The organism is Streptomyces sp. NPDC005423 (genome assembly GCF_040606415.1).
Taxonomy (GTDB): Bacteria; Actinomycetota; Actinomycetes; order Streptomycetales; family Streptomycetaceae; genus Streptomyces.
In genome coordinates, this window is the sequence record NZ_JBEXET010000009.1 from 111,585 (window position 1) to 124,043 (window position 12,459).

12 protein-coding genes are annotated in these 12,459 nt (G+C 72.4%); 4 read left to right on the forward strand and 8 right to left on the reverse strand.

What is annotated here, in order from left to right:
* Positions 1-246: 246 nt before the first annotated feature.
* From ABZT12_RS13455 to ABZT12_RS13470, 4 genes are all read right to left on the reverse strand, one after another.
* Positions 247-723 (reverse strand): ATP-binding protein, encoded by a 477-nt coding sequence (locus ABZT12_RS13455; protein WP_356382161.1) that lies wholly within the window; start codon positions 721-723, stop codon positions 247-249.
* A 494-nt stretch (positions 724-1,217) separates the two neighbouring features.
* Positions 1,218-2,090 carry an acyl-CoA dehydrogenase family protein gene (locus tag ABZT12_RS13460; RefSeq protein ID WP_356382164.1) on the reverse strand — a complete coding sequence of 291 codons (873 nt, stop codon included), beginning with the start codon at positions 2,088-2,090 and terminating at the stop codon, positions 1,218-1,220.
* Between the two features lie 8 nt (positions 2,091-2,098).
* Positions 2,099-3,232 (reverse strand): acyl-CoA dehydrogenase family protein, encoded by a 1,134-nt coding sequence (locus ABZT12_RS13465; protein ID WP_356382167.1) that lies wholly within the window; start codon positions 3,230-3,232, stop codon positions 2,099-2,101.
* The gene (locus tag ABZT12_RS13470; protein WP_356382170.1) at positions 3,232-4,425 is read right to left on the reverse strand and encodes an amidohydrolase family protein; all 1,194 of its coding nucleotides are present in this window, start codon (positions 4,423-4,425) and stop codon (positions 3,232-3,234) included. The genes ABZT12_RS13465 and ABZT12_RS13470 overlap by 1 nt, the downstream gene beginning before the upstream one ends.
* A 175-nt stretch (positions 4,426-4,600) precedes the next feature.
* On the opposite strand from ABZT12_RS13470, the gene ABZT12_RS13475 reads away from it, so the two are divergent.
* On the forward strand, positions 4,601-6,148 hold the full coding sequence (locus tag ABZT12_RS13475) for an AMP-binding protein (RefSeq protein ID WP_356382369.1): 1,548 nt from the start codon (positions 4,601-4,603) through the stop codon (positions 6,146-6,148).
* Here the strand turns inward: ABZT12_RS13475 and ABZT12_RS13480 are convergent.
* Both ABZT12_RS13480 and ABZT12_RS13485 read right to left on the reverse strand, forming a co-directional pair.
* A complete protein-coding gene (locus ABZT12_RS13480; protein ID WP_356382173.1) occupies positions 6,132-6,644 on the reverse strand; it encodes an EF-hand domain-containing protein in 513 nt (170 codons plus the stop codon). The genes ABZT12_RS13475 and ABZT12_RS13480 overlap by 17 nt on opposite strands.
* Before the next feature lie 121 nt (positions 6,645-6,765).
* Positions 6,766-7,146 (reverse strand): STAS domain-containing protein, encoded by a 381-nt coding sequence (locus ABZT12_RS13485; protein ID WP_356382177.1) that lies wholly within the window; start codon positions 7,144-7,146, stop codon positions 6,766-6,768.
* A gap of 379 nt (positions 7,147-7,525) precedes the next feature.
* Between ABZT12_RS13485 and ABZT12_RS13490 the strand changes: the two genes are divergently transcribed.
* Both ABZT12_RS13490 and ABZT12_RS13495 read left to right on the forward strand, forming a co-directional pair.
* Positions 7,526-8,098, forward strand: coding sequence for a sigma-70 family RNA polymerase sigma factor (locus ABZT12_RS13490; RefSeq protein WP_356382180.1), 573 nt, complete (start codon positions 7,526-7,528; stop codon positions 8,096-8,098).
* The gene (locus tag ABZT12_RS13495; protein WP_356382183.1) at positions 8,095-9,447 is read left to right on the forward strand and encodes a maleylpyruvate isomerase N-terminal domain-containing protein; all 1,353 of its coding nucleotides are present in this window, start codon (positions 8,095-8,097) and stop codon (positions 9,445-9,447) included. Before ABZT12_RS13490 ends, ABZT12_RS13495 begins: the two co-directional genes overlap by 4 nt.
* A 138-nt stretch (positions 9,448-9,585) precedes the next feature.
* On the opposite strand, the gene purU is transcribed toward ABZT12_RS13495, so the two are convergent.
* Together purU and ABZT12_RS13505 are read right to left on the reverse strand one after the other, a co-directional pair.
* Positions 9,586-10,467: a formyltetrahydrofolate deformylase gene (gene purU, locus ABZT12_RS13500; protein WP_356382186.1), complete on the reverse strand. Its 882-nt coding sequence runs from the start codon at positions 10,465-10,467 to the stop codon at positions 9,586-9,588.
* A 46-nt stretch (positions 10,468-10,513) separates the two neighbouring features.
* Positions 10,514-11,014, reverse strand: a complete 501-nt coding sequence (locus ABZT12_RS13505; protein WP_356382189.1) for a hypothetical protein — start codon at positions 11,012-11,014, stop codon at positions 10,514-10,516.
* Positions 11,015-11,131: 117 nt separating this feature from the next.
* On the opposite strand from ABZT12_RS13505, the gene ABZT12_RS13510 reads away from it, so the two are divergent.
* The gene (locus tag ABZT12_RS13510; RefSeq protein ID WP_356382192.1) at positions 11,132-12,445 is read left to right on the forward strand and encodes an ABC transporter substrate-binding protein; all 1,314 of its coding nucleotides are present in this window, start codon (positions 11,132-11,134) and stop codon (positions 12,443-12,445) included.
* The last annotated feature ends 14 nt before the right edge of the window (positions 12,446-12,459 follow it).

Sequence of the window (12,459 nt, forward strand, 5' to 3'; positions counted from 1 at the left end):
GACCCGCACTCGCCGAGGGCTCCCGTCACCGGAGCCCGCGTCGTCCCCTCGCGGCGAATCGCTGACCACCAGCGTGACCAGACGGTGACCTGCCGTCAACGCCCGGACGGGGGGTTTGCCGCGTTCGTCCTGATTCTCCCGGGGGCGCGCACGGAAGCAGACCCCGGCGCACCGCCCCGGTCGTCCGACGGAGCGGACGGGCAGGACAGGCAGGGCAGGTGGGGCGGTCAGGGCAGGCAGGAGGGGTCAGACGACTTCGTAGGCGAAGCCCTCGTACGTCGAGACGCCGTCACCGAAGGGCGCCGGGACCTCCCGCGGCTCCGAGCAGCGGTCCAGCTCGCACCAGACGCGCTTCCCGGTGCCCTCACGGGTCCAGCCCCAGCGGTCGGCGAGGCCGTCGACCAGCGCCAGCCCGCGGCCCCCCGTCTGCTCACCGTCGACCCAACGGGGCACCGGAGCGCGGCAGCTGCCGTCGGTCACCTCCAGGCGGACGGTCACCGCCTCGTCCGCCGCGCCGGGCAGGGAGAGCCGCAGCAGGGCCGGACAACCGGTGTGCACCACGGCGTTGGTGACGAGTTCGGAGACGAGGAGGAGCAACGTCTCCGCGAGCGGTTCGTCGGGCCCTATCCCGAAGCCGGCGAGCCGGGAACGGGCCCACCGCCGGGCCCGCCCCGCCTCCGCGGGGTCGGGTCGGATCTCCAGCTGCACTTGAAGCACCTGCACCGCTCACACCATCCGAACCGGCGGACACATAGCCTCGCGCCTCACGAGGGCCACGATCGTAGCCATTTTCTGCATGGCCAGAACAACAGCCAGAGCAAGAGTCACGGAACGTGATTCCCTTACGCCACAGCATGGTTGACGTACCGTCACCTCAACAAGCGCTTCGGGCATATTCCAGCGCGAAGGAGTACGCGTGCGGCATACTGTGCGACGCTCATCGGGGGGAGTCGAACGAGCGGCGCCACAAAGGCGTTCCGCCCGGCGAGCGGCGGAGCGCACCGCCTGATCCGGAGCCGCTGTGGAGGCCGCTCCGGCATGGCTCGTACGCTGAACCCCTCGCATCGCACCCAAGGTACCGGAGCCGACACCGACTCCGGGCTGTGACAAGTCACGTCTGCGACACAACTCGATACCCACGCTCCGTGACGCCGTGCCGCCACGATCAACGACATCCGCCCCGGCTGTCCCACCGGCCCCACGGCCCGGCACCGGGCTCACCCCGCGGCAGCCGCCAGCTCCGCCGCGAGCAGCTCCTCGGCGTCCGTTCCGCCGCCGCCGCGCCGGGCCCGGGTCCAGGCCCGTTTGAGGTGCAGGTGGACCTCGGACTCCCAGGTGAAACCCATGCCGCCGTGCACCTGGAGACAGTCGCGGGCGCCCTGGACGGCGGCCTCGTCGGCGAGCAGCCGGGCCGCCGCGATGTCCGCCGGGTCCGCGGTGACGGCCGCCGCGTACACGGCGACGCGCGCCACCTCGGTCCGCACCAGGAGCTGCGCGCACAGATGCTTGACGGCCTGGAAGGCCCCGATCGGGCGGCCGAACTGCTCGCGCGTCCGGGCGTGTTGCACGGCCAGCTCGCAGTTCCGCCCGGCGGTGCCGAGCTGTTCCGCGGCGGTCAGCAGCACGGTCACCGGGTCGGCCGGGGCCGCCCGGGACACCCGGTGCAGGGGGGTCAGCGGGTCCGCCGAGCGCAGCGCCACGGCGTCCGCAGGCTCGCCGAGGACGACGTCGGCCGCCGCCAGCCACTCCACGAGGACGCCGTCGACGGCCGCCACCACCGTCTCGCCCTCGGCCGCTCCCGGCACGGTGCCCGCCGCGAGGTGGGTGGCCACGAGCGGGCCGGGCAGCAGCACCCGGCCCGCCTCCTCGAACGCCAACACCGCCTCGGGCAGCCCGAGTCCGACCCCGCCCGCCGCCTCCGGCAGCCGTAGCGCGAAGAACCCGGCCCGCCCCAGCTCCCGCCAGAGCGTCCGGTCGAGGCCGGGCCGGTCCACCGCCGCCCGCAGCGCCCCGGCGTCGAAGTGCCGGCCCAGCACCTCTCGTACGCCGTCGCGCAACGCCCGCTGGTCGCCCGTGAGTTGGAATCGCATACGAGGGGTCACCGCCCTTTCGGCAGGCCGAGGACGCGCTCGGCCACGATGTTCCGCTGAATCTGCGAGGTGCCGGCGGCGATGGTGTAGGAGAGGGAGGAGAGGCGCTCCAGCACCCAAGGGCGGTCCAGGTCCAGGGAGTCGGGGCCCAGGACGTCGGCCGCGGTGTCGTACAGCTCCTGACGGGCGTGCGAGTAGGCCAGTTTGAAGACCGAACCGCCCACCCCCGGCACCCCGCCGTCCCTCTCGGCGGCGCTCACGTTCCACTGGGTGAGCCGCCACAGCGCGCGGAACCCGGCGTCGAGCCTGCCGAGCCGACGGCGCAGGGCAGGGTCGTCCCAGCGGCCGTTCCGCCGTGCCTCGGCGGCCACTTCGCGCAGGACGCGACGGCAGGCGACGACCTCGCCGACGAAGGCGGTGCCGCGCTCGAAGGAGAGGGTGACCATGGTGACGCGCCAGCCGTCGTTCTCCTCCCCGACCCGGTTGGCGGCCGGCACCCGCACCTCGTCGAGGAAGACCTCGGCGAACTCGGCCGACCCGGCGAGCGTCCGCAGCGGCCGTACGGTGATGCCCGGCGCGTCCATCGGCATGGCCAGCCAGCTGATGCCGCGGTGCTTGGGCGCCTCGGGGTCGGTGCGGACCAACAGCTCGCACCAGTCGGCGACTTCGGCGTGCGAGGTCCAGATCTTGGAGCCGCTCACCACGTAGTCGTCGCCGTCGCGCCGCGCGCGGGTGCGCAGCGCCGCGAGGTCGGAGCCCGCGTCGGGTTCGCTGAAGCCCTGGCACCACACCTCGTCGCCGCGCAGCACCGGCGGCAGCCAGCGGGCCCGCTGCTCGGGCGTCCCCTCGGCGGCGATCGTCGGCCCGGCGTGCAGCAGCCCGACGAAGTTGGCGCCCACGTAGGGGGCGCCGGCCTTCTCGGTCTCCTCCAGGAAGATCAGCCGGACGGTCGGCGAGGCGTCCCAGTGGACGTCGGCGTATCCGGCGTCGTGGAGCAGCCGCTGCCAGCCGAGGTCGTACGCGCGCCGGGCGGGCCAGTCGTCGGGGGAGGGTCGCGCGGGCAGCGCGGGGAGCGTCTTGGCCAGCCACTCGCCGAGCCGGGCGCGGTACTCCTCCTCCTCGGGCGTGTACGAGAGGTCCATCAGCGGTCGAGGTCCAGGCCCAGCATGCGGATCGCGTTGCCGCGCATCAGCTTGTAGACGGTCTCGTCGTCGAGGCCCTTCACATGGTCGAGGGCGACTTCCTTCGTGTGCGGGAAGGTCGAGTCGACGTGCGGGTAGTCGGTCTCGAAGGTGGCGTTGTCGCGGCCGACGGCGTCGAGGGAGGCGACGCCGTGCCGGTCTCGGAAGAAGCAGCAGAACATCTGCCGGTAGTAGTACGTCGAGGGCGGCTCCGGGACCAGGTCGCGCACCCCGCCCCAGGCGCGGTGCTCCTCCCAGACGTCGTCGGCGCGCTCCAGGGCGTACGGGATCCAGCCCATCTGCCCCTCGGAGTAGGCCAGTTTGAGCCGGGGGAACTTCACCAGGACTCCGCTGAACAGGAAGTCCATCATCGAGGCCATCGCGTTGTTGAAGGAGAGCGAGGCCTGGACGGCGGGCGGGGCGTCGGGGGAGGCGGCCGGCATCTGGGAGCTGCTGCCGATGTGCATGTTGACGACCGTCCCGGTCTCCTGGCAGACCGCGAAGAACGGGTCCCAGTGCCCGGAGTGGATGGAGGGCAGCCCGAGATGGGTGGGGATCTCGGAGAAGGTGACGGCCCGCACCCCGCGCGCCGCGTTCCGCCGGATCTCGGCGACCGCGAGCCGCACGTCCCACAGCGGGATCAGGCAGAGCGGGATGAGACGGCCGCCGCTGTCCCCGCACCACTCCTCGACCATCCAGTCGTTGTAGGCGCGCACACAGGCGAGCGCGACCTCCTTGTCGTGCGCCTCGGCGAAGGTCTGCCCGCAGAAGCGCGGGAAGGTCGGGAAGCAGAGCGAGCCCTCGACGTGGTTGAGGTCCATGTCCCTGAGCCGCTCGGCCGGGTCCCAGCAGCCGGGACGCATCTGCTCGCGGGTGATGCCCTCCAGGGTCATCTCGTCGCGGTCGAAGCCGACGGCGGCGATGTTGCGCTTGTACGGGAACTTGAGGTCCTCGTAGATCCACCAGTCGGTGGGCGGCCCGTCCGGGTCCATGGTGATCTGGTACTTGCCGCCGACGTAGGCGAGTTCGCCGATGCCGGCGGTCAGTGCCTGCGGGCCGCGGTCGCGGTACTTCTTCGGCAGCCAGGTCTCGAAGAGGTGCGCGGGTTCGATGACATGGTCGTCGACGCTGATGATGCGGGGCAGTTCGGTCATGTTCCGCTCCGTCCGGCGTACGCACCCGGTGGCACGTTATCTGATGGCCCGTCAGATACGAGCCCGTAAGCAGGCTAGTCCCGCGCCTATGGACCGACAAGGCGCCGAGCCCTACGCTCTGCCCACCATCTGACGTACCGTCAGCTGGTTGCCGGGAGAGCTGGGGGCAGCCGCCGTGAACGACACCGCCCACGCACTGAGCGCGTCCCGCACCCTCTGGGAGCTGGCCGCCCGCCGGGCCGCCCGCACCCCCGACCGCCCGGTCCTCCTCCAGGACGAACGGGTGCTGACCTTCGGGCAGTTGCGCGACCGTGCCGAACGCGTCGCGGCCGGCCTGTACGGCATGGGCGTACGCCCCGGCACGGTCGTCGCCTGGCAGCTGCCCACCCGGATCGAGACCGCCCTGCTCTCCTTCGCGCTGGCCCGCCTGGGCGCCGTACAGACACCGGTCATCCCCTTCTACCGGGACCGCGAAGTCGGCTTCGCGCTACGGGAGTCCAAGGCCGAGTACTTCGCCGTCCCGGGCACCTGGCGCGGCTTCGACCACCCGGCGATGGCCCAACGGCTCGGCGCCAAGGGCGTCTTCGAGGTCTACGACGACGAGGGCCTCCCCGACGGCGACCCGGCCGTACTGCCCGCGCCGCCCGCCGAAGGCACCTCGGTGCGCTGGATCTACTGGACCTCCGGCACCACCTCCGACCCCAAGGGCGTCCTGCACACGGACCGTTCGCTGATCGCGGGCGGCTCCTGCCTCGCCCACGCACTGCGGCTCACCGCGGCCGACGTGGGCTCGATGGCCTTCCCCTACGCGCACATCGCCGGCCCCGACTACACGGTGATGCTGCTGCTCTACGGCTTCCCCGCCGTGCTGTTCGAGCACTTCGCGCTCCCCGACGCCCTGGAGGGCTACCGCAGGCACGGCGTGACGGTGGCCGGCGGCTCCACCGCCTTCTACTCGATGTTCCTCGCCGAACAGCGCCGGCGGCCCGGCGAGAAGGTGATCCCGACGCTCCGGCTGCTCGCCGGCGGCGGGGCGCCCAAGCCGCCCGACCTCTACCACAGCGTCGTACGGGAGATGGGCGTACAGCTCACCCACGGCTACGGCATGACCGAGGTGCCGATGATCACCATGGGTGCGCCGGACGACACGGCCGAGAACCTCGCGACGACCGAGGGACGGCCGCCGGAGGGCATGGAGATACGGATCGTCGACGGGGAGGTACGGCTGCGCGGGGAGGCCGTGTGCCAGGGGTACCTGGATCCGGCGCAGACGGCGGAGGCGTTCGACGCGGAGGGGTTCCTGCGCACCGGTGACCTGGGCGACGTCACCGCGAGCGGCCATCTGGTCCTCACCGGCCGGCTCAAGGACGTGATCATCCGCAAGGGGGAGAACATCTCGGCGAAGGAGATAGAGGAGTTGCTGCACCGGCACCCGGCGGTCGCGGACGTGGCCGTCGTCGGCCTGCCGGACGCCGAGCGCGGGGAACTCGTCTGCGCCGTCGTAGAGGCGGCCGAACAGGCGCCCGCGGAACCGGTGTTGACCCTGGCGGCGGTGACGTCGTACCTGCGCGCGGCAGGACTGTCCGTGCACAAGCTGCCGGAGCGGCTCGAGGTGGTGGACGCCCTGCCGCGCAACGACACCCTGCGCAAGGTGCTCAAGTACCGGCTGCGGGAGCGCTATTCGGGACCGGCGGAGAGTACGGGGACTACTCCGGCACGGTGAAGTAGCGGGCGAACGCGGAGACGATCTCCGCCTCGCCGACCTTGCCGTCGCCGTCCGTGTCGAGGGTCGAGGCGGCCGTCACGGCGACCTCGTGCGGCACGCCCAGCGCGCCGAGCACCCGCACGGTGTCCTCGACGGTGGCCGAACCGTCGCCGTCGGGGTCCGCCACGTCGAGGGTCGCGTGCAGGAAGGGGCGGCCGATCTCGGCGAACCGCTCGGGGTTGTCCCGCAGCCGCTTGACCGCGCCGTTCACGAACTCCTCGCGGGAGATGAGCTGGTCGCCGTCCCGGTCCGCGATCCCCGCCAGGCCCTGCCAGAACGCCTCGGCGCCGATGTAGAGCGCCTGCCCCTTGTCGGAGCGGGCCGCCGTGCCGAACTCCGCGAGCAGCGCCTTGGCCGCCCCGCTGAAGTCCTCGCGGTCGATGAAGCCGTTGCCGTCCTGGTCGAAGACGGCGAAGCGGGCGGCGATCCTGCGCTCGTACTCGCTGCTGACCATGTTCTTCGGGCCGCCTTACGTCCGGTGGGGTGTCCTCGCACGGAGCGTACGACGCCGGAGCGGGCGAGAAGCGGGAAAACGTCGGTTGTGCCAAGGCCGGGGGAAATCCGAAACAACGGCGTCACACGGCGAGGGGCTCGGCCCGCTCGTCGGTCGCCGCCATCACGTCGGGGAACACCTCGAAGAGGCGGCGCACCCCCAGCGCCCCGAGCACCCGGTTGACGTGCGAACCCTCCACCGCGCCCCGGGCCGGCAGGATCAGCCGGAGCCGGCCACGGCAGGACCGGATCAACTGGCGGGACCCGATGAGGACGCCGACGCCGGTGGAGTCGCAGAACAGAACTTCGGAGAGGTCCAGGACGAGACTGTGCTGACCGTCGGCCACCACATCGTGGACCCGCCGGCGCAGGACCGGCGAGGTCATCAGGTCCAGTTCGCCGGAGACGAGGAGCACGGACCAGTCGCCGCGCCCGCCGTCGGTCACTTCGAACGCCACGACCACGCCTCTCGCTCGCCGGAAGCGGAAGCGTTTGCCGCGCTTCCTTCCAGCGCGGCTGCCCAACGGACCTTTCCTGAAACACCGGCCGTTCCCGGCACGCGGGGCGGGAAACGGAAACCGGTCAGGAAAAACTTGTTCCGGCCGCCTTCGATCCTGTTCGATCAGATGTGGACGGAGTAGCCGAAGGCCCACTATCACCTGCGGTCCTTCGAGGGCGCACGTTGGCACAAAGGGGCGTGCGCTCTCCTGGGTGCCGACTACATTCGGGGGGACGAGGGGCGCAGGCTGGACCGGGCCCCGGAGAGCACCACCACCGAGAACGGCACGGACAGCGCGGTTCACACGGACAGCACAGGCAGCAGGATTGGGGGGAGGGAGTCGTATGACGGCGAGGGACCTGCCGCCCCGCTGGGACCGCAAGATGCAGCAGCGACTCGCCCGCGGCGAAGCGGCGGCCCTCGGTGAGCTGTACGACCGGTTCGCCTCCCTCGTGCACGGTCTCGCCCACCGGGTCCTCGGCGACGAGCACGCCGCCGACGCCGTCACCCGCGACGTCTTCGCCCACGTCTGGGAGCACCCCGACGCCTACGACCCCGGACAGGGCCCGCTGCGCTCCTGGGTCGCCACCCTGGCCCACCGGCTCGCCGTGCAGCGGCTGCGCGCCACCGAGACCGCCGCGCTCGCCCGAAGCACCTGCGGCTCCGCCGAGGAACTGGAGCACAGGGTGCGCCGCGCCTCGGTCGCCGCCCGCGCCGACTACATCGTCACCTCCATGCCCGCCCCGCTGCGCGCCGCCCTCGATCTGGCCTACTTCCAGCGCCGCGACTACCGGCAGACCGCCGCCGACCTCGGCGTCACCGAGGACGAGGCCCGCCGTCGGCTCCGCCTCGGCCTCCAACTGCTCGCCACCGCCCACGACATCGGCACCCCGCCCGGCGACAGGGGCGCGGTGTGAGCGGGACGGACGGCCTCGGGGCCCACGACGACGGGGATCCCGAGGAGGAGAAGGAGAAGAACGCAGAGAGCGCCGGGAGCGGCAAGAGCGCGGAGGGCGGCGACGAGGGCGTAGGGCCGTCCGGCGGGTCCCTGGACGGGGCCGGGCCGCCGCGTGTACCGGTGCCGCGTTCCTCGGTGGAGGACACCGGACGGCCGCTGCCCGCACTGGACGCGTTCGCCGCCCGGCCGGTGCCGCCGGCCCTCGATCACCCGGTGCTGAAGGCGCTCCTCGGCGCCTGGGCGCTGGCCGCCTGCTCGGCGGAGGAGACGACCGGCGTCGAGGAGCACCTCGGCGAGTGCGGTCCCTGCGCGGACGAGGCGCTGCGGCTGCGCGAGGCGGTCGGACTGCTGCACCGCCCCGAGAGCCTCGACCTCGACCCGGCGCTGCGCACCCGGGTCCTGGACAGCTGCCTGGACCGGCGCCCGCCGCGCATCCCGCTCCCGCGGTGGGCCGCGCCCTACGACGCGGAGAGCGCGCGGCTGGACGCCCTGTTGCAGGACATAGGGGACGCCGAGTGGCACGCGCCGGTGCGGCTGCGCTGGTTCGAGGGCGACAGCCCGACCAGCCGTCGTACGACCGTGGCCGGGGTCATCGCGCATCTGCTGTCGGTCGACGGCCTGGTCGCGGTCGCCCTGGGGCTGGACGACCCGCTGGCCGACGGGTCCGGCGGGGCGGCCGGCCCGGCGTCGCGCACCGAGGCGTACTGGCGGGCGTCGCCCTTCCCGCCGACGCGCTCGGTCCGGGGGCCGTGGCGCGAGCAGAGTCACGACCTGGTGCGCACGGTGGCCTTCACCGGCGGCGAAGCCGGGCGGCGTCCGGTGTCGTACGGCGACTTCGAGCTGCCGCTGCGGGACGCGATGCTCGACCGGGCCTTCGAGTGCTGGGTGCACGCGGAGGACATCGCGGAGGCGGTCGACTACCCCTACCCGCCGCCGGCCCCGCCCCACCTCAACCGCATGATCGACCTCGCGGCCCGGATGCTCCCCCTGGTGCTCGCCGCCCGTCGGCAGGCGGGGCAGGCCGCGCCCGGCGAGGGGCGTCACCTGGTCCCGGCGGGGCGTCCCGGGCGCAGCCTGCGGCTGGAGATCGAGGGTTCGGGCGGCGGCGAGTGGCTGATCCCGCTGGACTCCCCCGCGGCGGCCGGCTCCGCCGACCACGAGGTGGCACATGTCGCCCTGGACGGCGTGGAGTTCTGCCGCCTCGCCGCGGGCCATGTGGCGCCCGCGGAGGCGGCGGCGGGACAGTCGGGGGACCGCGGGGCGATCAGGGACGTGCTGTTCGCGGCGGCGGCGCTGAGCCGGCTGTAGGCGGGCTCAACTCACCCTCGGCTGAGGGTCGTTGAGACGGTGACCGGACTCGGGGCGGAGGCGGCCCGAGTCCGGTCAGGGCGGTCAGGGCGGTCAGGGCGGTCAGGGCGGTCAGGGCGGTCAGGGCGGTCAGGGCGGTCAGGGGAAGACGACCGTCCGTCGTCCGTTGAGCAGGATCCGGCGCTCGGCGTGCCACTTCACGGCCCGCGCCAGCGCCTGGCACTCCACGTCCCGCCCGATGGCGACCAGTTGGTCCGGCGTCACACCGTGCCCCACCCGCTCGACCTCCTGCTCGATGATCGGCCCCTCGTCGAGGTCGGCGGTCACGTAGTGCGCGGTCGCCCCGATCAGTTTCACGCCCCGGGCATGCGCCTGGTGGTACGGCTTCGCGCCCTTGAAGCTCGGCAGGAACGAGTGGTGGATGTTGATGATCCGCCCGTTGAGCTGCTTGCACAGGTCGTCGGAGAGCACCTGCATGTAGCGGGCGAGGACGACCAGTTCGACGTTCTCCTCGCGCACCAGGTCGAGCACCCGCGCCTCGGCCTGCGCCTTGGTCTCCTTCGTCACCGGGATGTGGTGGAAGGGGACGCCGTAGGAGCCCACCAGCTCGGCGAAGTCGGTGTGGTTGGAGACCACGGCCGCGATCTCCACCGGCAGCGCCCCGCTCGACGCCCTGAAGAGCAGGTCGTTGAGGCAGTGGCCGAACCTGCTGACCATGAGGACGACGCGCATCTTCTCGTCGGCCCGGTTGATCTGCCAGTCCATGTGGAAGGAGTCACCGATCGCGGCGAAACTGGCGCGCAGCTTGTCCACCGTCACCGGCGGCTCCGCCGAGAAGTGGACGCGCATGAAGAACAGTCCCGTGTCGTGGTCGCCGAACTGCTGACTGTCCTCGATGTTGCAGCCGGTCATGAACAGGTAGCTCGACACGGCGTGCACGATGCCCTGCTTGTCGGGGCAGGACAGGGTGAGGACGTACTGGTCGGCGCGGGCCGCGGTGCGGGTGGACTGCTCGCTCATGCGGGACAGGGTCCCATATCCGCCCGGACCCCCGGAGCGGCGTCCGCTACGCGGACCTGGTGACGATCCTCAGCACTTCGAGCGTGCGCGGCGGCGCGTCCGGCTCCTCGCCGTCGCTCACCGCCATCCGCACATGCGCGTCGCGCGCCGCCCGCACCGCCTCCGGCCACGCCTCGTGTTCGAGGTAGGCGGAGACCTGGGCGTCCGGGCCGACCTGGTGCATGATGCGCAGGACGCGCAGCACCGCGGTGTCGACGAGCGCCGCCTCCTGCGAGTCGCGGAAGATCGTGCCGACGTACTTCTCGGCGGACCAGTTGTCCAGCCAGGTGTCCTCGACCAGCCGGTACACGGCGTCGGTGACGTCCCCGTAGCCGTCGACGCCGGCCAGCCAGACGTCCCGCTGGAAGTGCGGATCGGAGAGCATGTGCAGCGCGGAACGCACGTTGCTGCGCCAGCGCCACCACGGCATGTCGTTGAGGGGCATGCCGCCCATGGTGGATGAGCGACCGCCGCGACGGGAAGAGTTCTCCGAACCTTGCACGGTCATCGATCGTACGTTCCCCGCCGCGCCCGTCGCACCACCCCCCGCATTTCACCGCAACGTCACCGCTCCTTGACCCGGAGTAACTCCCGGGTTGGTGAGGTGAGGGAAGCGTGTGGGTCCATGACCGGCAGGCGACGCAACCGCAGCCCCTTCCCCCTCCGCACCCGCACCCGGCCCGTCGGAGCCGCGGTCCGCTCGGCGGGGGCGCTGGCCGCCTGTGCTTCGCTCGTCGCGGGCTGCGGGGCCGTGGACGGCGTCACGGGCGGTTCCGGGAACGACACGATCACCGTGATGACCTGGGCGCCGGAACAGACCAACGCGACCAACGAGCCCGGCATGCCCGCGATGGCGAAGGCGTACGCCCGCTGGATCAACGCGCACGGCGGCCTCAAGGGCCGCAAACTGACCGTGCTGACCTGCAACGACCACAACAGCGGCGTGGCCGCCGCGAAGTGCGCGCGCCGGGCCGTGGACGAGAACGTCGTCGCGGTCGTCGGCTCCTACAGCGAGCACAGCGACTCCTTCTTCGCCCCGCTGGAGAGCGCCGGCATCCCCTACATCGGCGGCTACGGCGTCACCAACGAGGAGTTCACCCGCGCCCTGTCCTACCCGGTCAACGGCGGCCAGCCCACCCTCCTGGCCGGCCTCGGCAGGGAACTCGCCCCGCTCTGCGGCCCGGTGGCCCTCGTACGGCCGGACACCATCGCGGGCGACGCGCTGCCCGCGCTGCTCGACGCGGGCCTCAAGGCGGGCCGACACGCGCCTGCCAGCGACCAGTTGGCGGCCGACGACGCCACCGAGTACGCGGACCGGTCGGAGCGGGCGCTGAAGAGCGCGACCTCGGACCCGGCGAGGAAGGGGTGCGTGGTGCCCTCGCTCGGCGACCGCACCGACACCTTCATGGACTCCTTCCGCCGCGACCGCACCGGCTATCCGGCGGTCCGCACCGCGACCGTGCTCGGCAGCGTCGACCAGACCGAGATCAACTCCACGGGCGGCCGGTCCGGACCGTACGAGGGGTCGTACATCACCGGCTGGTACCCGGTGGCGAGCGACCCGCGCTGGGACGCGATGAAGAAGGTCGTCAACGAGGAGGCGTTCGGCGACAACCGCATCGACCCCGCCGACGCCGGAGCGCAGACCACCTGGATCGCGTACACCGCCTTCAAGGCCGTCGTCGACTCGCTCGGGAGCGGCGAGGTGAGCGCCGACACGGTGCGGCGGGCCCTCGACGGCGGGCTCAGGGTCGACACCGGCGGGCTCACCCCGACGCTCCAGTGGCGGCAGAAGGACGACACGCTCGCCTCGGTCGGCCTGGCCCGCCTGGTCAACGCCTCGGTGACGCTCCAGGTCGTCCGGGACGGCGTACTGGTCTCGGCCCGCGAGGGCTTCCTCGACATGACGAAACCGCTGGAGAACGCGGACCTGGGCTGAGGTCCCGCGCGGGC